Here is a 19,331-nt window from a genome sequence, read left to right on the forward strand (position 1 = left end):
ACATGATGCAAAAACGACTTTCTTGGAAGCAGCTGAAATGGTTGGTTCCATTCCTATTGATTGGCTTGATTCTTTATCAGAGCGGGCAAGAACTACAAAACTTATCGCTCGCAGCCGCCTTCTCGGCGTTAGAAAAACTGACAGGATTCGAACAATCCAGCTTGATCCTTCTTGGCTTGCTCGCTGTCCTGACGATGACCGGATACGACTACTTTTTACTCCGCTCATTGAACGTTCATATCCCGGTCCATAAGCTGCTTCGTGCGGCTTGGATCACCAACTCGATGAACGGCATGCTCGGGTTCGGCGGCGTCATCGGCATCGCACTCAGGACCTCGCTGTATCGTCCGTACACGGATACATTGCGACTGCTCCGGGCTATCGGTTGGATGACACCGACGCTGATCAGCGGACTGTCTCTACTGTCGATCGGGGTCCTCTCCGGCCTATTTCCGGCTACAACGCTGATATCGACGAAGCAGTGGATTTGGCCCATATTGCTGGCAACGCTAGCCGTCTTGCCACTTTACATCTATATGACCCGCAAACGATCGAACTTGAGCTGGTCGACGTTACTCGGCTACATCGCCACATCATTCGCGGAATGGGTGACAGCAGGACTCGTCGCCTTGTACACCTTGTATCTCCTCGGCGGGGACGCCCCGATTGCTAGTATGCTGGGCGTATTCATCGTCGCCACAATCGTTGGGGTCGTTTCACTCGTCCCAGGCGGAGCCGGCTCATTTGATCTATTGTATTTGGTCGGGATGACGCAGCTCGGCATCAACCAAGAGATTGTGTTGTCGTCCTTGATCGTCTATCGGTTCGTCTACTTCATCGTCCCGTTCATGATTGGTTTGTTTTTAGCCGCGATCGCCTTCGGGGACCAGGTCGTCAAACAAATCGAATACAAACCGATCATCGGCTCATCGTATGAAATCGGGACGGTCGTCTGGCGCACCGTGTTGCGGACACTCGCCAAGACCGGTCGGATCGCCGGCAGTCTGATCGCTTTGATGACGAGTCTCGTCCTCTGGTTTCAAACGCTGCTCCCGAGTGTGGCCCCGCTTTATGTGACAGCCCCTTGGATGCAATGGATCGGGACGCTTTGTCTGTTCGTTGCCGGACTCCTGACGTTAGTGAGCACCTACGGCATGTATATCCGCACGAAACGGGTGCTGTGGATCACGGCTGTGTCGTTCTTCTTCGCGACGCTTGGTATATTCGCACGCGGGTTCAATTTGTTCGAAGCGTTGGTCGTGGTCGGATTTGCCTTGTTCGTTTGGCTGACCCGAAACCAGCACACGCGGTATCGCTCGATCCTGACCATCAGCCGCTTCTTCCGAAACGTGTTGTACGTCAGTCTATATGTCGGGACACATGCGATTTTGCTCCAGTCATTCAGTCAAAGCGACACGATTTTCTTTGAACCGGATCAAGCTGCCCTGTTAAGCGTGAGTGCTGTTATGATATCAGGCCTGCTATTGAGTGTCCTGTTCGTCTTGTTTAACCGTCTGAAGCGTCCCCGTCTTGGTGAGGCGTTCGAACCGATGCGCTTTGAACGGTTCCAGACGACGCATGCGACATCACACACGTTTGATTTGGCTTACATGAATGACAAGCGCGTCTATTATGGGCCTGATGACAACGCCTGCCTGTTGTTCGCGTTATCTGGTAATCACGCAATCGTTTTAGGAGACATACAAGGTGAGACGAGTGCCGCCTCCGAGCTGTTGATTCAGTTCATTGAGGCGACCGATCATCTCGGCTATGTCCCGTTGTTCTATCAAGCCACACCGAACTGGATGCCGCGCCTGCATGACGCTGGCTTCACGTTTTTCAAGCTCGGCGAAGAGGCGACGATCAATGTCGATACGTTCTCACTGACAGGTAAAAAGCGCGCGAACATGCGCTCCCTAAACAACCAGTTCATAAAAAAAGGCTTTACCGTGGACGTGATCACGCGACCGAACGAGGCGATCATCACCTCGTTAAAAGATATTTCCGAAGAATGGATCGGTAATCGCAGTGAGAAAGGCTTCTCGCTCGGATTTTTCAACGAGCAGTCCCTATCCCATTATCCGACGGCGCTGCTGAAGGACGTCGATGGGCAAATTGTCGCCTTCATCACGCTGCTCCGCGGGCATGGTACCGTATCGATTGACTTGATGCGCTCGTGTTGTGACGCCCCGCCCGGCTCAATCGAAGTACTGATTCTTCACGTAATCGAGTGGGCGCGGGAGAATGAGTATGCCGATGTCGGGCTCGGAGTCGCCCCACTCGCATCGGTCGGTGAGCATACGTTCGCTTACTGGCCCGAGCGGATCGCGGCGGACATCTTCGAGAACATCAGCTACATTTATCCGTTCAGTGGGTTAAGGCAATTTAAGAACAAGTTCAAACCGACGTGGGAAGGCCGCTACTTGGCGTTCCGGCAACGACGGACGCTCCTGCCTTCCTTGTTGCGCACGGCCCGGCTCATCAGTCGAAAAAACGTTCAATGACACGCGAAAGGAGCGCCTCGAAAATGTCGAGACGCTCCTTGTTTACATTATTTCGTTGTCACACTGACATTATCGATGTTCACATCGTGCGCGCCGAGCGGCGAACCGTCCGTGCGTCCGAGCAAGAATTTCAATCCTGTCATATCGGTTTGACCCATCGTGAGCTCAAACTCATACGTTTTCGTCTCAGGTCCGACTTGAACGATTTGGCTCAAGTAACGTGTGTACGCCGCGTTCTCGACCGTCACTTCCATGTTGCGCGCGACTGTCGAAGAAGCATCGAAACGGACGACATACGTCTGTCCCTGGTGCAGTTCGAGACCGCCTTGCTCAAGCAAGACGCTCCAAGGTTCCTGTCCTTCTTGCCCGATCGAGATTTGAGCGGCTTCGTTCACCGCTTCAACCGCGGCTTGCGCATCGAAGTGCACGTAAGAGCCCCAATGTGTCAACCCGTCCGTGAACGATCCGTTCTTCAGCGGAGACGGGTCGATCGCGATCGGTGTCACATCGAACAGTTTGACGTCGTCAAGCTCAATCGAGCCTTTCGCCGAGCCGAGCACGAACTGGAGCTGGCTCAACAGGTCTGTCGCTTGTCCCATCGTGAACGGGATCTCGATCGTTTCAAACTCGCGCGTCAACGCGACGTCTTGAAGCGGGAGATACGCGTTGCCGTCCGCTCCATTCAAACCGACTTGAAGTGCTTTGATGCGTTCCGCTCTCGCTTTAAAGCGCAACACGTAGTCATGACCTTCCGTCAGTTGAATCCCGTTTTGGACGAGCGTTGCCGGTTCGCCCTTTTTCGGGTTCGTCACGAACTTGAAGTGACGCAACTTCTCGTCAACTGTAGCCGTCCCTTTCGTTGCGCCCGGGTCGAACTGCCAGTATGTCAAGCGGTCCATCGCGCCTTGGTCAAACGTTCCGTTGTAGACCAAGTTCCCGTCGCCGAGCGCTGGTTTCGTAGCGTTCGGGTCTAGCGCTGCACGCTCGGTCTGTTCGACACGGACGTTCCCGATTTGAACGCCGGCCGTGCTGAGTCCGACATTGAACTCGAGACGTGCCGCGAGATCCGTGTCTTCCGCCATATCAAACGTCATCGAATATGTCTGTACGTCTGTCGTCAAATCGAATGAACCTTCATCCGAATATTTCGCGTAGCCGCGGTCTGGTCCGCCGCCGACTTTCACGGCGATCGAACGGGCCGAATCGGCACTCGCGTCGAACGTCACTTTGTAGTGGCCGCCTTTACCGAGTGAGACGTTTTGAATCAATTGGTGCGAATATGGCTGACTGCCGGCTTGAGTGATCGAGATGTCGGCAAAGTGTGAGCCTGCTTGTTCGATGACATCAACCGTCCCGACGCCGCCAAAGTCTGGCAAGGCCACATAGTTCCAGTACGTCGGATCGAGCGCTTGCGAACCGTTCGTCACGGTCGTGATCGGCTCCGTGTAATCTTGGTCGTAGACGAGGTTTCCGTCTTCAGACGGTTGTTTCGCTCCGTCCGGCAATACGATTTCTTCGTCCGTATAGACTGGTTCGACTGCTTCACGGTAATCGCGGTTTTTCAAATCGAAGACACGAACGTAATCGACTTCCATCTCGGCCGGGAACGGTGTCGTCGCATCGACATCCCCGTCAAACCAACCGCCGACGGCCAAGTTCATCACGAGGTAGAAGTTTTGGTCAAACGGCGCTGGGTAGCTGTACTTCGTCGCCTGGTTCAACCCTTTCGAGTACCAGTCGTTTTGCGTCTGATAGAGCTCTCCATCAACGTACCAGCGCAACTCGCCAGGCTCCCACTCGACGGCATATGTATGCCATTGATTGATGCCGTCACCTTCTTCAAAGTGATAATCTTTGCCTGTATATTTGTTGTTCGGCCAGTTCTCGCCATAGTGAATCGTCCCAGCGACTTTGTCAGGCTGGCTGCCCCATGATTCCATGATGTCGATTTCGCCAGACGATGCCCAGGCACCGTACCGGTCTTGTTCCGGCAACATCCAAAACGCCGGCCACAAGCCTTTCCCTGTCGGTAGTTTTGCCCGCATCTCATAGCGACCGTATGTTTTACTGAACTTGCCTTTCGTCGTCAGCTTCGCCGACGTAAAGTCATACGTCCCGAGTTCATCCATCGTTTGTTCCCGTTTGGCGCGGATGACGAGCTTGCCGTCTTTTACGAAAGCGTTTTCGTTTTTGTCCGTATAAAATTGCTTCTCATTGTTTCCCCAACCCGGTGCGACCGGATTGCCGTCGTTATCTTTCAACCAGTTCCCCGTATCGAAATTCCATTTTGCCTGGTCGATCTCTTTCTTGCTGAACTCATCCGCCCAGACTAGCTTCCATTTCGTATTGTCTTTTTTCTCTGGCTTTTCGGCATATGCGCCTTGTGCGGCTGACAAGACAAGTCCGGTACCGAGAGCAAGTGCTACCCATTTCTTCATCAAAATTCCTCCTTTGACATAAATGAAGGCAGACACACTCCAGTCGTACCTGCCTCTCCTCTAACAACGCACGAACATTGAAAGCGTTTTCCGAAAGCGCTTTCGTTATGTCTATTATAATTTTTTCGCCTACCTAGATTCAACCATTTTCTTGAAGTGAAATGAAAATGACACATAAAAAACACCAACCCATAATCAGGTCGATGCTTAGGTTTTCCTCACTGTCCAATCTGAAAATGTGACTGAAAATCCTGAATGTATTCGATCGACGTCTTGAGCCAATGGTCGTCATTCACATACAACAAAATGCCAGCCTGTTCGTATGTATGGCTCGGCTTCATCTCTACAGTCGCGCGACACGTGAACTGTTCGGTCGACACATCCGTCAACAGGACGTGCGCCGTCATCCGGTTGAAACCGTAGTGGGTATTGCGCCAAAAATCGGTGTCCGCTTCTGTCTCGAAGGTAAGTCTCTCCCGTACATTTATTGCTTTCGGCTCATTGATCCACGTGTACTGCTGCCACATGATTGATTCCTCCCCATTGGCCTCGCATCGCGAACAAAAGTGGAATCATCGGTTCGTGGTACGGGATGAATTCTCCTGATCGGATCATGTCGAGGATGGTCGCCTCATCCGCCCACTGCACCGCCTGCACTTCTGATTCTTGAAGCGTCAACTTATTCAAATCGACATCCATTTCGACAAGATAGATGTCGTCGAACCCTTCGTCAAAGTTGATCGTCAAATGTGGTCGCGTATCTTTTAAGTCTAGTGTCAGACCGATCTCTTCTTCAAGCTCGCGCATCGCCGCCTGTTGACTCGTATCGCCGACCGTGGCACTGCCGCCGACCGTGATGTCCCACATGTTTGACCAGCCGTCTTTGAACGTCTGGCGCTGTTGAATCAACATCTGTCCTTGCTTGTTAAAGATACAGACGTGGATGACAAGATGGTAATCGCCATTCTCGAGACGATTGCCCCGCTGCCACGTCCGCCCTGTCTTTTCTCGGTCAACGTTATAGACGTCCCAAAACTCCATCGTTCAATCTCCTTTATGTGGCCGCACTCGCTGCCGCTTGATCTGATTTCACACAATCGATGGCAACGACGATTGAGATGAGCATGTCCTCCATCGTCTCGTCGATCACTTGAATCTCATACGTGTCGCCCCATGACAACCATTTCTTCTGGACGCTGCCGATGACTTGCCCGTTCTGTGTCACCTCGAAGTCCATATCCCACCAGTCGCCATCGATTTCAATCCCTGCTGCGTCAATCGTATAACGCGGTTTGAAGAAGGTGAACTCTTTTGAGATCGTCATCGTCTCTTCGCCCTCGACGTCGACGTAAAACTTCGGTAAGAAACTGAACGTCTTTTTCGTAATGGTCGTGATCTCGCGCCCATCCTTGTCCGAGATGGTGAACGACTTCGGCAGCTTCATAAAGCTCCCTTCGACGAAATACATATCGTTTTCATCCGCGTCCTTGATCGTGAACCGTCCGCGCAAGCTGAAGACTTTCTGTTTCATGTAAAGCGTGTTCATTATCATCCCTCCATTTTTTACGTGTTATTCTCTATACGGCTCTTTACCCGATTATGGTTCGTTTTTTATGATTGAATAAATGTTCAGGCTTATACTCGAGAGCGTATAATGAAATGAGGAGGTGAGAGTATGATTTCTGAAAAAGTAAGACAAACGATCATTGAAACGCTTCAACGTGAAACAGACGCGGATTTCATCTTGTTGTTCGGGTCATTCGCCAAAGGAACAGATCGTGAGGATAGTGATGTCGATTTAGCATACTTCGGTCAGAAGCGACTCTCACCATATAATCGCTTTGCCTTGGCGAGCGAATTAGCGCTTCTATGCGGGCGAGACGTCGACTTGATCGATATCCGTGAAGTCGACACCGTCTTTGCCATGCAAATTTTCTCAGAGGGCGTTCCATTATCGATTCAAGATCAGAACGAATTTACGCGACAACAGATGAAAGCCTTTCGGATGTATGCCGAATTGAACGAACAACGAGACATCGTCTTGAAAGAAATCAAAGCTAGAGGAAGTGTATTCGATGAATGATGTTGTGTTGAACAAAGTGACGACAATCGAGCGCTGTCTTCAGCGAATCCATGACGTGTATGACGATAATCCAGATCACCTAAACGATTTCACGAAGCAAGACAGTATCATTCTCAACATCCAACGCGCCTGTGAAGCGAGTATCGATATCGCGATGTACCTAGTCAGTCAAAAGAAGTTGGGCGTACCCAAAGCGAGCCGGGACGGGTTCATCATGCTCGAGGAAGCAGGTATCATTGATAATGCCTTAGCGAAGACGCTCATGAACATGGTCGGATTCCGTAATATCGCCGTCCACGACTACCAAGCACTCCAACTCGAAATTCTTGAAGCGATTCTCGAAAAGCACATCGATGATTTTAAAACGTTCACAAAAATTATCCTGCAACTGGATGTGTGACAATCGTGGCTTCTCAGTGCCATGAATCACCACAGTAATCCTTAAAAGTATATTAAAACGCCGCCTCGTTTCCGAGACGGCGTTTTCCAATTATCCGTTCTTCATGCTGAACGAGTCAGCGAGCGTGAACGTGATGTCTTTCACGTCGAGACCGCCGAGTGTGAAGTAGAGTTGCAAGTAGTTGTGTTGGTTCAAGAAGAACAGTTGCTTCGTCTGCGTCACCCATTCCCCGCCCGTTCCGTTAAACGTGAACGTCGGACCCGGGATGTTGTTCGCAAATAGCGTCACCGGCATTTGAGCGAGCTCTCCTGCTTCTGAACGGGCCGTGATCGTCACGTCGTACGTGCCCGTCTCATCGACCGAGACGGCGAAGACGTGTGTGTTCCCCGTCGATGTGTCCGCGTCGATCAAGCTGACGCTCTCTCCGTTCGCAAGATGCTGATACGTCACATCGAAATCGATCGTTTGTCCTGCTTCTTCGTCGAGTCCGATCACTTCGACTGAACCGTCATGAAGCCCGAGCAGACGCTCCATCGCCGGAGACTGCAAGACGAAGCGGCAAATGTTCGCCGCACTCCGCAACAGTTCCGCCCGCGTCAACGTACCGGCAGCGAGTGCCGCTCCCGTATTGTCGTCGAACGAGTTCGTATCCGGACGGTCGACGACCATGTACAAGTCGTTCTGCGACTGGACCATCGCCGCCGTGTTCTGACGGTTCGCCGGCTCATCTTCATGGTGGTTCACTTTCGCCCACCAGTCGGTCATGACGATGCCTTCAAAGCCCCACTCGTCGCGAAGGACACGTGTGTTCTGATCATATAGCCCGGCCGTCCAGACGCCGTTGACGGCACCGTACGTCGTCATGATCGACGTCGCCTTGCCTTCTTTGACCGCCATCTCGAACCCTTTCAAATAAATCTCGCGTAACGCCCGTTCCGAGACGACCGAGTCGATGTCGTGGCGGTGCGCTTCTTGGTTGTTGGCGCTGAAGTGTTTGAGCGTACCGGTCACGCCGACGCGGTGCATCCCGTTCAACTGGGCGATCGCCATCTTGCCCGTCACGTGCGGATCTTCCGAGAAGTACTCGAAGTTCCGTCCGTTAAGCGGATTACGATGGATGTTCATCCCTGGTCCGAGCAACGTGTCGACGCGGTTTTTCCGCATCTCGAGTCCCGTCATCTCGAACAGGTCTTCGATCAACGCCACGTTGAAGCTTGACGCCAACAGCGTCCCGTTCGGCAACGCGAACGCCTTCGTGCCGATGTCCATCCGGATACCAGACGGACCGTCCGCGCAACAAGCGGCCGGAATGTCGAGCTCGTTCAAACGGTCCGACACGCCGCCGAACGCGGCGGCCGTCCCTGGTGTCACGCGAGGCGAATTCATGCCTTGTCCGCGGACGATACAGGCGAGGTCCTCATCCGTCAACTGGTCGAGGAACGTCTCAAGCTCGGCTTTCCCGTGATAGACGTCCGTCAGCTTCAAGCCGTTGTCGCTTGTCTGATGGCGCTGCATCGGACGTTCGGCGAGATAACGTGCCTCGACGTCAACCTGGCGCAGCGGTGTTTCTTCATAGCTGACTTCATATCCTTGACCGCTTGCGACCGGCTTGATGCGGTCAAACGGTGTGACCGGCGCCATGTTCTCGCTGAGCGTCTCGACGACTTGTAGTTCGGCGAGCTCATAGTCGAAGACCGCGACAGCTGAACGGACGTCCGTCCCAGCGTGAATCCGGTACGTCCCTGCTTCTAAGACAAAGCTCGATGCGTGTCCGGTGACGCCACGATCGTCATAGCTCGCAAAGTCCGTGACCGGGACGGAGAATTCGAGCGTTTGCCGCTCTCCTGGTGCAAGCAGACCTGTCTTATCGAACGCGACGAGGGCGCGCGCCGGGTTACCGAGGACGCCTTGCGGCTTCTCGACATACAGTTGCACGACTTCTTTCCCGTCAACTGCCCCGGTGTTCGTCACCGCGACGTTGATCGTAATCAAACTGTTCTGTTCACTCGCTTCAACGACTTCCGTGCTGAAACTTGTATACGACAACCCGAAACCGAATGGATAGAGCACCTCGTCTTTCGCGAACGTCTCGAAATAGCGATAGCCGACATAAATATCTTCTTGATAAATTCCTTTGTCGGCATGACCGAAGTTTTTCGTCGACGGATAGTCGTCAATCGACCGGGCGATCGTGTCTGTCAACTTGCCGGACGGGCTGACTTTGCCTGTGAGTACATCGACGAGTCCCGTCCCGCCTTCTAATCCCCCTTGCCATGCGTAAAGAATCGCGCTCGGCTCATAGTCCGTCGCCCACTTCATGTCGATGATGTTGCCGACGTTCAAGACGACGGCCGTCTTCGTAAACGCCTTCGACACTTTCTCAATCAACTCGTGCTCGATCTCGGTCAACAAGTAGCTGCCCGGGTCGGCCGTGTTGTCACGGTCCTCACCCGCCGTACGCCCGATCATGATGAGCGCCATATCTGACTTGGCTGCCGCTTCCGCGACGAGCGCGTCCGTGACGGCCATCTCCGGCTGTGACCACGGTTCCCCGGCCCAGCCGACACCTTTGTCGAACGGGTTTTCTTCGACCCACGCCTCATACGTCTGAAGGAGCGACTCGTTCAGCTGGATGCCTTCACTCGCTTGGAGCGCCTCGAGCGGACTCGTCACGTGGGAGACGTTGACCATCCCACCTGAGCCGGTCCCGCTCTTATAGTAATTGAATTGGCTGCGGCCGAACACGGACACGGTCGTCCCCGCCTGGATCGGCAGCGTCTGTTCGTTCTTTAAGAGGACAGCCCCTTCGGCGACCGCCGTTCGCGCCAGTTGTTTATACGTATCCCAGTTCAAAGTGTAAAGTTTCATGTTGTCAGCTCCTTCATTTCGTTTGCGATTTCGTTCATACAGTCTTCAGCTTGCGGATAGTCCCCGATTTTATCGATGAAGGCGTGGTCCATCCCTCGGTATTGGATCAGTCTCGTCTTCACGCCGTCGCGCGCGAGTTTCCGCGCATACGCCTCGCCTTCTAAGCGCAAATAATCGTACTCCGCCGTCACGATAAGCGCGGGCGGGAGGTTCTTCAAGTCGTCCGCCAACAAGGGCGATACGAGCGGATGCGTCACGTCGGTCGCACCTTGTAAATAAATGTTGTTGAACATCGAATCCGCGTCGCTGAACGCTAGCACCATCCCGCGAATCAAGTCGTGATGATGTCGGATATCGTATTGTGCGATGTCCCATGCGTAATCATCTGTCGGGACCGAACCTAAATTGACGACCGGATAGATGAGTGCCTGGAAGCTGATCATGCTCGTCTGTTGCGCACGATCGAGTAAACAGCAGCCGGTCGCCAAATTTCCCCCGGCACTGTCGCCCGCGACGGCGATATTGTCTCGCAACACCCCGAGCTCATCGGCCTGGTCGTATACCCATTTGACCGCTTGAAAGCAATCATGTAAGCCAGCCGGGAACGGATGCTCCGGCGCGAGCCGATAGTCGACCGAGACGACGACCGCGTTCGCTTTCTCAGCGAGCGCTTTGCACGGGTTCTCGACCGTATCGAGTGTCCCGCCAAAGAAGCCGCCGCCATGGAAGAACAGGACGGCCGGTAACGGCTCGTCTGACTCGGGCCGATAGAGTCGGGCCGGGATGTCGCCTTCAAGACTTGGAATCGAGATTGATTCCGTCGTGATCGGACGTGTCGTCACGTCACGGTTCGGCCAGCCCATACTTGCGCGGACGGCCTCAAGGTCAAACGGTGCCGGTGTCTCATCGCCCGTTACGTGTTGATTTTTGTTCGCCAACACACGCGGGTCGAGGTCGCCTTGTTTGTTTAAGTCCGGGATCGGTTTGATTGTCGTCTCGACGCCATCAATCGTCTCACGAATATGTACTGCACTTAACTCGTCAACTAACCGTTCGTATGAGTTACTTTGAGTCGACATGAACTGAATGCTCCTTTCTCAATCACCGCTACCTTGCTGATGACAACTTTACCTGTTGACTTAAATCTTACTTTTTCAGACACGGCTTCAAATTCGACAGTATCATCGGTGAAGTGTTGACGTAACTAGCGTTAGACGGTAAAAGTCAGTTCGACCTCTCCCCCTTCGCTCTCGCTCGATTTCACGGATGAACGACGAACCGCTCCCTTTCGTGTATAATGAGACGTAAACTAAATTGCTAATGAAAATTTCTACAACAGAAGTTTCTTACACGAAAACGAGGTAAACATATGAATCAACCAAACTTTGCGGACTACCGCTTAAGTGAAGACATCCAACGCGCACTCGGTATCATGAAGTACGTGGCACCGACAGAAGTGCAACAGAAAGTCATCCCGCTCGCACTTGAGCACCAAGATTTAGTCGTTAAAGCGCAGACCGGGAGCGGCAAGACGGCCGCATTCGGCATTCCTATCACTGAAATGATCGCGTGGGAAGAAAACAAACCACAAGTGTTAATTCTCACACCGACACGCGAGCTCGCCGTCCAAGTCCGGGAAGACATGACGAACATCGGCCGCTTCAAACGAATCAAGGCGACTGCCGTTTACGGGAAAGAACCGTTCTCAAAACAACGTGAAGACTTGAAACAGAAGACGCATATCGTCGTCGGGACACCGGGACGCGTCATGGACCATATCGAACGCGAAACGCTCGTCTTGGACCAGATCAAGTACTTGATCATCGATGAGGCGGACGAGATGTTGAACCGCGGCTTCCTCGCCGACGTCGAAGCCATCATTCAAAAGCTACCGACCGACCGCGTGACGATGGTGTTCTCGGCCACGTTCCCGAACGACATCGAGCGTCTGTGCAAACAACACATGAACGAGCCGACCCGCATCTCGATCGAGTCTGCTGGCGTCACGGCCTCGACGATCGAGCACGGCTTGATCGAAGTCCGCAATGAAGACAAGTTGTCGGTGTTACAAAACATCACTGTCGTCGAAAATCCTGACAGCTGTCTCATCTTCTGCCGGACGAAAGAACATGTCGACACCGTGTATGGCGAGCTCGATAAGGCCGGCTATTCTTGTGAACGGCTCCACGGTGGACTTGAGCAAGAAGACCGGTTCGCCGTCATGGAAGGGTTCAAGACGGGCAACTTCCGTTATCTCGTAGCGACAGACGTCGCGGCACGCGGCATCGATATCGATAACGTCAATCTCGTCATCAACTATGACGTCCCGATGGAAAAAGAGAGCTACGTGCACCGGACCGGACGGACAGGCCGCGCCGGTAACAAAGGGAAAGCCCTTACGCTCGCGACTCCTTATGAAGGTAAATTCGTTCGCGCCATCGAAGCGTTCATCAAGTTCGAGATTCCGACGATGGACGCCCCGACCGAAGCACAAGTCGCTCGCGGCAAAGCGGCGTTCGAAGAGAAGTTGAGCGGTCGACGCGTCGTCCGTAACAACAAGACAGCGCGCATCAACCAAGACATCCTGAAGCTTCACTTCAGCGGCGGGAAGAAGAAAAAACTCCGTGCCATCGACTTCGTCGGCACGATCGCCAAAATCCCAGGTGTGACCGTTGAAGACATCGGCATCATTACGATCACCGATCAGATGACGTACGTCGACATCTTAAACGGGAAAGGCTCAGTCGTCCTCCAGGCGATGGAGTCGACACCGATTAAAGGCAAAAAGCTAAAAGTGAGTAAAGCACATAAATAACCAATCCAGGTCTCGGAGAGTTTGATTTCTCCGGGCCTTTTTGTGTTTTGACCACGTTATCGAAAGCGCTTTCGGAAAACAGTAAAAAAATAACGGTTTCGAGAGAACGCTTTCAACAGAATCATACCGATAACACGTCTTGAATTCAACCTTCCTCACCTGATTGTCATAAAAATAGCTCAGGCGATTGCGCCTGAGCCTTTATCTTCTCTAATGTAGAACATCCATCTATTGAACGCTACCAGCCTATGTTCAATCCGATCTGTCGGGAGCCATCGATTTCCTTCAACCAGAATGAATTAGTCGAGCAGTTCTTCAGAGATCAACTTGAACCCCTCAATCTCCGTGTCGTCTTCTACTTCGATCAATAGACACGGTCTCCCTTTATAGTTCACTTGCTTCACATATTTCAAGTCTTGCGGACTAATGGCGATGTTGGCCACTTTCGTATTGATTTTGATCGATTTCGACGTGTATTTCGGGATGACGCTACTCGCCTTCATCTCGTACTGCCGGTCGTCGACGACTTGCTGGAACGCCGCTTCGACTTTTTCTGTCGTTACGTCCTCGACGCCGCTCGCTTTCAACACGATCTCGACCGTGCGGGCATCCATCATCGGCACCGTCTGGTCTTCCTCTTCGCGCTCGGCTTCGGCGACGATGATTTGATTGATCTCGTCATACACCGTCGCAAGCGTCGCCAAGTTGACTTCTTCGCCGATGACAGCTTTGACGACTTCTTCGAACATCGCCTTCTCTTCGACGGCCGTCACGATCTCGGTGCCGTTCAACACATTCTCGATGAAACGGAAGTCCGGTTGGTGCGCCTTCTGGGCCGCATACAAGATATGGTTGACGTCGGCCGCGTTGTCGGTGAAACACGGGAACAAGAAACCGCCGACGGGTGCGTCGAGTTTGATGACAGGATTGATGAAGACGTTCGATTTGTACTCCCGCTCGATAAAGTCGAACACGAGCGACTGTTTCGGCAGTTCGGTCTGGTTGATGCTGCCGAGGATGAACCGCGACGTGTATACTTCGTCGCGCATGTCGATTTCCGTCTCTTCGGAATGACGACGTGTCGGTTTATTGTATTGGAAGCGAATAAACGTGACGACGACATCTTTCTCAAACGGAGCGTCTTGGACCATCTTTAATGCGACTTTCTGCATCGAGGCTGCCCAGTCTTCTGTGTCTTCCGTTTTCAATCCTTTGTACAACAACGTTTGCGTATGGTCCGTCTGCCCCGCTTCCGGCGTCTGGAACTTCACTTCAAACAGCTTCTCGTCGAGCTTGCCGCCGAGTACTTTCTTAAAACTCGTCAAAAACAGTTCCTGATGCTCTTGCTCCAAAAACGGGAACGAACGCATCTCTTCGTGAAAGATCTCGTTACTGTCTTGGCGGATATAAATATTATAAATTTCAGCGATTTTGACCGCTTCCGCATTCAACTTGAAATGCTTGCGGATTGCCGCGATATCTTTTTGATTCATCTGTCCCAACTCCTTCGTTCTTGACTACAAACCGACTTCATTATACCAATAGTTGTTGCTCGCGCGTATGTCAGTAGTTCTAAAGCCGGGACGTCTGATGTCATGTCTTATGTCTAAAACCTCAACTTTTCTAATCTTTTGATTCATTTTTGTAAATTTCAGTATTTCTTCATGTTTCGCCATGTATATTCGATGTGCATCAAGCAATTCTGGATGTGATTCACCCAGTCGTCATACATACTAGGAGGCACAAACATGCTCAAAAAATGCATCAGTTCTTTGTTCGCCATCGTTCTAGTCGTCACGTCGCTTCACTTAACCACACCGACCGCTTCGGCGCTCCCGCCGGGCATCCCGTCGAAGTCGAACGCCCTCACGAAGCTGAACGCGTTAACGGTCAAGACTGAAGGTACGATGACCGGTTATAGCCGTGACTTGTTCCCGCACTGGAGCGGTCAAGGCAACGGTTGTGATACACGTCAAATCGTCTTGAAACGCGACGCGGACTCCTACGTCGGCGACTGCCCGGTCACGTCAGGGTCATGGTACAGTTACTATGATGGGGTGACATTCACGTCGCCATCTAGCCTCGATGTCGACCACGTCGTACCTTTGGCTGAAGCATGGCGTTCAGGCGCGAACAGTTGGACGACGACGAAACGTCAAAGTTTCGCCAACGATTTAACTGGCCCGCAGCTCATTGCCGTCTCAGCTAGCTCGAACCGCTCAAAAGGTGACCAAGATCCGTCAACATGGCAGCCGACACGGACCGGGGCACGCTGCGCTTATGCGAAGATGTGGGTCGAGACGAAGAGCCGTTGGGGACTAAGCCTGCAGTCGTCGGAGAAAGCGGCCCTTCAAACCGCCATCAACGCTTGCATTTACTGATTCAGAAAGGAGTCTGCTATGAATCAACATTCCTCTACATTTAAAGCCTCACATGGCGTTATGACTGAAGAAGTCGGCGTCATCAGCGGCGAACTCGAATTACGGACGACGTGTCAGGAAGACGGCACGCTCGAACTCGCCATCACATACGTCGGGGCGGCCGAATGGTACACATTGCCCGGGAAAGACTACAAACTGCATGACGTGCGCGACCATGACGTCGTGCATCAGTTGCTCGTCAACGTCCTCACACGCGATTAACGAAACAGAGCCGACACAACGCTGTGTCGGCTCTTATTTGTATTTATCGAGCAACGTTTGCGGGATATGGCAATAATCGTCCGGACAGCGTTCTAACCGGTCTTGATGCTCGTCCGCACTCCGTACGTAGTTCGTGAGCGGCAACACCTCGAGCGCAATCCGGTCGACATCACGCCGTCTGTGGATAAACGCACGGGCCGCATCCACATGCCGAAGATCCTCGCTATAGACACCGGTCCGATACTTCTCCCCGACGTCCTCGCCTTGACGATTGACGCTATACGGGTCGATGATCTCAAACAAGTAATCCATCAATTCATCCATCGTAACGACTTCTGGGTCAAACGTTGTTTTGACGCATTCGGCGTAGCCATCATAGTCCCCATCAAGCGTGTTCGTCGTCCCGTTCGCACGTCCAGCTTCCGTTTCAATGACACCAGGTAGCGTCTTGATGAACGCCTGGACGCCCCATAGGCAACCTCCTGCTAAGTAAATCGTCTCGATTGTCCTCACTCCCCATCTGTAAGTTTCAGGAAATCCTCGCTATACTATCGTTATACATGATTTTACAAAAAGGAGTGTCCTTTTGAAAACAATCAAACTTGGGGTTCTCATATCTACCCTGCTCCACCTGCTTTACTTCGTTGGAACGTTCACAATCGGACTCATTCGGACGGCCCGGTATGAGCCTGACATCGTGTCACAAGCGAACAACGTCGAAATGCTTCAAAACGAGGTCGTTATCGGAACGACGGGAGCTCCTCTCTATTTCATGTTAACGTTTTTCGGTCTCACTGCCATCATAGTACTTGGATTGATTACGGTTCAAAACATCCGACGAGTCCGTTAAACATCAAATAAATATGGAAGAACTGTGCTACTTAATTAAAGAAAAGTCGAGAAAATCTTATTTCAGCATGTCAAAAATCAAGTTATACAACTGTAAATCGGTTAAAACTTGCTCGCCAAAAGGAGATAATATGATGATTGCTCAAGCCGTTGTAATACAAGAAAATAGAGTTTTGATGGTCAAGCAATACGTTCAAAGAGGAGATATTGTTTGGAATTTTCCTGGCGGTGGTGTTGAACGAACTGAAACTCATGAACAAGCTTGTATCAGAGAAGTAAAAGAAGAAACAGGATACGATGTGAAAATAAATAGACTACTATTTAAAAACTCAAGCAAATACACTTTCGTTGCGGAAATTATTAGCGGAGACCTTTGCATTGACTTGGATAATGAAGTTAATAACGACATTATTGATGTAGCCTGGATTTCACTTAATGACAAGGCTAAATTTGATAACTTTACAGCTCCATTGTTGGCGCTCTTAGTAGATGAAAAATGATAGATAAAAAAGGGAAATCTACACTTACAACGTAGATTTCCCTTTTAGCGTGAGCATTAATACATTTATGAAGTTAGTTTGTATTTTAATAAAACTTAACCGTAACATTCTCATATCCGTTAGAGTTCAAAAAAGAAGTCAATAATTTTTCCGCTGCTTTGTCTGCCTCTTCTAAGAATCCCTGATCAACCTTTTTCTTTTCAACCTTTTCTTTCTCAGCATTGATCTCATCAAATATCGTCTGAGTAGGATAGTCTGAAAAAATATTACCTTTTACATCTTCTACTTTAGCTTTCTCAGTTTCGGCAACGTTATCAAGAATTTTAGATTTTGGAACTCGTACTAACATGCGGTCATCTGCATCGTCGTATGACAATTGAATATTGGAGAAATCAGTCCCTGCTTTCAAATACCCAGAATACTCAATTAGCCTAATTGCTTCAGCAAATTTTATGTCCGATAATCCCACAAGAGAAACCTCTCTATTAGTTCGACTCACAATGACTTGGCTATATTCATATTTCAATGTTGCCAGTTCTGACAATTCTACGATTTTGTCCTGAACTAAAGATGTATCAGAGCTCTTATTCGTTGTGAGTTCAAACGGTTTAAATTGGAATAGAATAATCGAACCGGCTATTACAATAATCAGCACTAAAACCAGACTCGTTACCATCATTTTTTTCACGTTCATATCTCCTCATAAAATATGTAATTTTTATCCTTATATCAAGTATACATTTTTTATCTTTTATAAATAAATACAAATTTTAATAAGTTAAAATAGATTTTATGAGGTTTGTTTAAATCAATGCAGAATTATTCTTTAGCTAAAAACAGCCAAAACAGATCTACGATATCGTAATTGTAAATCTGTCCGCCATTTCGTTTATTTATGCTATGATTCATTCCGATTGATCCGATATGACCGACACATCCGCCGACCTTCTTCAATTACCACGGCAGCTTCGAACCACTTATTTCTTCTTCCCATAGTTTATGGAGCTCATTTAACACCTTCATCGACAGCTCACCTTCTGATGCAGAAATATTGTGTTGCAGTTGTGCAATATTTCTCGCCCCAGGAATGGTGGTAGACACTTCTTCGAAAGAGAGAACATATTGGAGTGCCGCTTGTACCATCGAGCGTTCTTCTCCAAGAATGAGACGAACTTTTTCTACCAATCGAGCTCTTCTCTGAATTTCTTCTTCACTCCATCTGTCCCGAATCCCGCTAAATTTACTATGACGATCATACTTTCCAGTTAGCCAACCTGAATCGAGTGGAATCTTGGCAATGATTCCGACGCCTTGTTGGTATGCCAGCTTGATTGACTCGGCTGGTTCCTGATGAAACATATTGAACATGACCTCAATCACCTGACTGTCGGTATGCTTGATTAATTCGGTCATTTCTTTTCCCGTATCAACCGAAGCCCCATACGCTTTAATTTCCCCTTCAGCTTTTAGCTGTTCTAGTAACTCAAACTGCGGAGATTCACTAGTTAGCGCTGAGAACGGAGGATTATGTAGTAAGAGGCAGTCTAAATAATCGGTCTGTAATCTGCGTAAACTACTTTCGACAGATAACCGTAACTGCTCTGGTTCAAAGTTCAGCTCTCCATTTGAATGATGGCCGCCCTTACTACTAATGACGACTTGATCTCGTTTTCCTCTAACGGCTTTTCCGATCAACTCTTCACTTTTCCCGGTTCCATAGTTTGGTGCCGTATCAAAAAACGTGCAATCTTCATCCATTGCTTGTTCCACTAAATGGATCGCTTCTTCATCCGTCATCTTGCCCCAGTCTTTTTCATTACCTAACTGCCATGCTCCAAAGCCGATCTCCGATACTTCAATCCCTGAATGTCCCAATGGTCGTTTTTTCATTTTTAACATAATTAAGCGAGAATTCTCCCACCTCTAAGCGTCTGGGGCGAAGCCCAGCGTAGGTGGGAGATGGATCGCCCGTACATAAACCTCTTGGCCACCCCTGTGACAGATATGACGAACAGAAGTTCGTGATTCCGTCAGATTTCCCTTCCCCCGCCGCGGGTATCGGATGAGGAAGACGTTCATCACGATCATCGGCCGAGAGGAGGCGGAGACATGCTGAAGGGCTACAAATACAGGCTCCACCCGACGGCGGCACAGGCCGAGTTCCTCGTCAGGACGATCGGCTGCGCCCGCTTCGTCTACAACAAGCTGCTCGAGGACCGCATCACCATCCAC

Annotated in this window: 19 protein-coding genes; 9 read left to right on the forward strand and 10 right to left on the reverse strand. The window is 50.7% G+C overall.

All coding sequences use genetic code 11. From position 1 onward, the window contains the following. Positions 1 to 5 precede the first annotated feature (5 nt). A complete protein-coding gene (mprF, locus tag EVJ29_RS14010) occupies positions 6 to 2,504 on the forward strand; it encodes a bifunctional lysylphosphatidylglycerol flippase/synthetase MprF (protein WP_236633556.1) in 2,499 nt (832 codons plus the stop codon). 47 nt (positions 2,505 to 2,551) lie between these two features. Here mprF and EVJ29_RS14015 read toward each other — a convergent pair whose 3' ends face one another. From EVJ29_RS14015 to EVJ29_RS14030, 4 genes are all read right to left on the reverse strand, one after another. Continuing rightward, positions 2,552 to 4,942, reverse strand: coding sequence for a carbohydrate binding domain-containing protein (locus EVJ29_RS14015; protein ID WP_201739021.1), 2,391 nt, complete (start codon positions 4,940 to 4,942; stop codon positions 2,552 to 2,554). 218 nt (positions 4,943 to 5,160) lie between these two features. Then, positions 5,161 to 5,469: a DUF1349 domain-containing protein gene (locus EVJ29_RS14020; RefSeq protein ID WP_131441326.1), complete on the reverse strand. Its 309-nt coding sequence runs from the start codon at positions 5,467 to 5,469 to the stop codon at positions 5,161 to 5,163. Continuing rightward, positions 5,441 to 5,983, reverse strand: a complete 543-nt coding sequence (locus EVJ29_RS14025; protein WP_131441327.1) for an NUDIX hydrolase — start codon at positions 5,981 to 5,983, stop codon at positions 5,441 to 5,443. Before EVJ29_RS14025 ends, EVJ29_RS14020 begins: the two co-directional genes overlap by 29 nt. Before the next feature lie 13 nt (positions 5,984 to 5,996). Next, positions 5,997 to 6,488 carry an LURP-one-related/scramblase family protein gene (locus tag EVJ29_RS14030; RefSeq protein WP_131441328.1) on the reverse strand — a complete coding sequence of 164 codons (492 nt, stop codon included), beginning with the start codon at positions 6,486 to 6,488 and terminating at the stop codon, positions 5,997 to 5,999. Between the two features lie 129 nt (positions 6,489 to 6,617). On the opposite strand from EVJ29_RS14030, the gene mntA reads away from it, so the two are divergent. After that, the gene (mntA, locus tag EVJ29_RS14035) at positions 6,618 to 7,025 is read left to right on the forward strand and encodes a type VII toxin-antitoxin system MntA family adenylyltransferase antitoxin (protein ID WP_131441329.1); all 408 of its coding nucleotides are present in this window, start codon (positions 6,618 to 6,620) and stop codon (positions 7,023 to 7,025) included. Beyond that, on the forward strand, positions 7,018 to 7,425 hold the full coding sequence (gene hepT / locus EVJ29_RS14040; RefSeq protein ID WP_131441330.1) for a type VII toxin-antitoxin system HepT family RNase toxin: 408 nt from the start codon (positions 7,018 to 7,020) through the stop codon (positions 7,423 to 7,425). The genes mntA and hepT overlap by 8 nt, the downstream gene beginning before the upstream one ends. 90 nt (positions 7,426 to 7,515) lie before the next feature. On the opposite strand, the gene EVJ29_RS14045 is transcribed toward hepT, so the two are convergent. Then, complete coding sequence (locus EVJ29_RS14045; RefSeq protein ID WP_131490480.1) at positions 7,516 to 10,293, reverse strand: glycoside hydrolase family 3 C-terminal domain-containing protein; 2,778 nt, start codon at positions 10,291 to 10,293, stop codon at positions 7,516 to 7,518. Continuing rightward, positions 10,290 to 11,372: an alpha/beta hydrolase gene (locus tag EVJ29_RS14050; RefSeq protein ID WP_201739022.1), complete on the reverse strand. Its 1,083-nt coding sequence runs from the start codon at positions 11,370 to 11,372 to the stop codon at positions 10,290 to 10,292. Before EVJ29_RS14050 ends, EVJ29_RS14045 begins: the two co-directional genes overlap by 4 nt. A gap of 290 nt (positions 11,373 to 11,662) precedes the next feature. Here EVJ29_RS14050 and EVJ29_RS14055 point away from each other — a divergent pair, with 290 nt between their 5' ends. Continuing rightward, entirely contained in the window at positions 11,663 to 13,108 is a 1,446-nt protein-coding gene (locus tag EVJ29_RS14055) for a DEAD/DEAH box helicase (RefSeq protein ID WP_131490477.1), read from the forward strand. Positions 13,109 to 13,407: 299 nt separating this feature from the next. Here the strand turns inward: EVJ29_RS14055 and EVJ29_RS14060 are convergent, their stop codons facing one another. Beyond that, the gene (locus tag EVJ29_RS14060) at positions 13,408 to 14,601 is read right to left on the reverse strand and encodes a DUF4317 domain-containing protein (protein ID WP_131490475.1); all 1,194 of its coding nucleotides are present in this window, start codon (positions 14,599 to 14,601) and stop codon (positions 13,408 to 13,410) included. Positions 14,602 to 14,856: 255 nt separating this feature from the next. Here EVJ29_RS14060 and EVJ29_RS14065 point away from each other — a divergent pair, with 255 nt between their 5' ends. Both EVJ29_RS14065 and EVJ29_RS14070 read left to right on the forward strand, forming a co-directional pair. After that, positions 14,857 to 15,489 (forward strand): HNH endonuclease family protein, encoded by a 633-nt coding sequence (locus tag EVJ29_RS14065; RefSeq protein ID WP_131490473.1) that lies wholly within the window; start codon positions 14,857 to 14,859, stop codon positions 15,487 to 15,489. Positions 15,490 to 15,507: 18 nt separating this feature from the next. After that, positions 15,508 to 15,750, forward strand: a complete 243-nt coding sequence (locus EVJ29_RS14070) for a hypothetical protein (protein ID WP_131490471.1) — start codon at positions 15,508 to 15,510, stop codon at positions 15,748 to 15,750. A 33-nt stretch (positions 15,751 to 15,783) separates the two neighbouring features. Here EVJ29_RS14070 and EVJ29_RS14075 read toward each other — a convergent pair whose 3' ends face one another. Next, complete coding sequence (locus EVJ29_RS14075) at positions 15,784 to 16,254, reverse strand: peptide-methionine (S)-S-oxide reductase (RefSeq protein ID WP_131490626.1); 471 nt, start codon at positions 16,252 to 16,254, stop codon at positions 15,784 to 15,786. A gap of 82 nt (positions 16,255 to 16,336) precedes the next feature. Between EVJ29_RS14075 and EVJ29_RS14080 the strand changes: the two genes are divergently transcribed. Both EVJ29_RS14080 and EVJ29_RS14085 read left to right on the forward strand, forming a co-directional pair. Beyond that, positions 16,337 to 16,600: a hypothetical protein gene (locus EVJ29_RS14080; protein WP_131490469.1), complete on the forward strand. Its 264-nt coding sequence runs from the start codon at positions 16,337 to 16,339 to the stop codon at positions 16,598 to 16,600. A 133-nt stretch (positions 16,601 to 16,733) separates the two neighbouring features. Then, a complete protein-coding gene (locus EVJ29_RS14085) occupies positions 16,734 to 17,099 on the forward strand; it encodes an NUDIX domain-containing protein (RefSeq protein ID WP_131490467.1) in 366 nt (121 codons plus the stop codon). 85 nt (positions 17,100 to 17,184) lie between these two features. Here EVJ29_RS14085 and EVJ29_RS14090 read toward each other — a convergent pair whose 3' ends face one another. After that, complete coding sequence (locus EVJ29_RS14090; protein WP_236633561.1) at positions 17,185 to 17,778, reverse strand: DUF4230 domain-containing protein; 594 nt, start codon at positions 17,776 to 17,778, stop codon at positions 17,185 to 17,187. 275 nt (positions 17,779 to 18,053) lie between these two features. Further along, a complete protein-coding gene (locus EVJ29_RS14095) occupies positions 18,054 to 18,998 on the reverse strand; it encodes an aldo/keto reductase (RefSeq protein ID WP_236633558.1) in 945 nt (314 codons plus the stop codon). A gap of 210 nt (positions 18,999 to 19,208) precedes the next feature. Here EVJ29_RS14095 and EVJ29_RS14100 point away from each other — a divergent pair. Beyond that, on the forward strand, positions 19,209 to 19,331 hold a 123-nt coding region (locus EVJ29_RS14100), incomplete at its 3' end, for a helix-turn-helix domain-containing protein (RefSeq protein WP_148669324.1).

The sequence above is a fragment of the Exiguobacterium sp. SH4S7 genome (assembly GCF_004336795.1).
Lineage (GTDB): Bacteria > Bacillota > Bacilli > Exiguobacteriales > Exiguobacteriaceae > Exiguobacterium > Exiguobacterium aurantiacum_A.

Coding starts and splice junctions, on each gene's coding strand:
- mprF (WP_236633556.1), top strand. CDS start 6: ATGCAAAAACGACTTTCTTGGAAGCAGCTGAAATGGTTGGTTCCATTC.
- EVJ29_RS14015 (WP_201739021.1), bottom strand. CDS start 4,942: ATGAAGAAATGGGTAGCACTTGCTCTCGGTACCGGACTTGTCTTGTCA.
- EVJ29_RS14020 (WP_131441326.1), bottom strand. CDS start 5,469: ATGTGGCAGCAGTACACGTGGATCAATGAGCCGAAAGCAATAAATGTA.
- EVJ29_RS14025 (WP_131441327.1), bottom strand. CDS start 5,983: ATGGAGTTTTGGGACGTCTATAACGTTGACCGAGAAAAGACAGGGCGG.
- EVJ29_RS14030 (WP_131441328.1), bottom strand. CDS start 6,488: ATGAACACGCTTTACATGAAACAGAAAGTCTTCAGCTTGCGCGGACGG.
- mntA (WP_131441329.1), top strand. CDS start 6,618: ATGATTTCTGAAAAAGTAAGACAAACGATCATTGAAACGCTTCAACGT.
- hepT (WP_131441330.1), top strand. CDS start 7,018: ATGAATGATGTTGTGTTGAACAAAGTGACGACAATCGAGCGCTGTCTT.
- EVJ29_RS14045 (WP_131490480.1), bottom strand. CDS start 10,293: ATGAAACTTTACACTTTGAACTGGGATACGTATAAACAACTGGCGCGA.
- EVJ29_RS14050 (WP_201739022.1), bottom strand. CDS start 11,372: ATGTCGACTCAAAGTAACTCATACGAACGGTTAGTTGACGAGTTAAGT.
- EVJ29_RS14055 (WP_131490477.1), top strand. CDS start 11,663: ATGAATCAACCAAACTTTGCGGACTACCGCTTAAGTGAAGACATCCAA.
- EVJ29_RS14060 (WP_131490475.1), bottom strand. CDS start 14,601: ATGAATCAAAAAGATATCGCGGCAATCCGCAAGCATTTCAAGTTGAAT.
- EVJ29_RS14065 (WP_131490473.1), top strand. CDS start 14,857: ATGCTCAAAAAATGCATCAGTTCTTTGTTCGCCATCGTTCTAGTCGTC.
- EVJ29_RS14070 (WP_131490471.1), top strand. CDS start 15,508: ATGAATCAACATTCCTCTACATTTAAAGCCTCACATGGCGTTATGACT.
- EVJ29_RS14085 (WP_131490467.1), top strand. CDS start 16,734: ATGATTGCTCAAGCCGTTGTAATACAAGAAAATAGAGTTTTGATGGTC.
- EVJ29_RS14090 (WP_236633561.1), bottom strand. CDS start 17,778: ATGATGGTAACGAGTCTGGTTTTAGTGCTGATTATTGTAATAGCCGGT.
- EVJ29_RS14095 (WP_236633558.1), bottom strand. CDS start 18,998: ATGTTAAAAATGAAAAAACGACCATTGGGACATTCAGGGATTGAAGTA.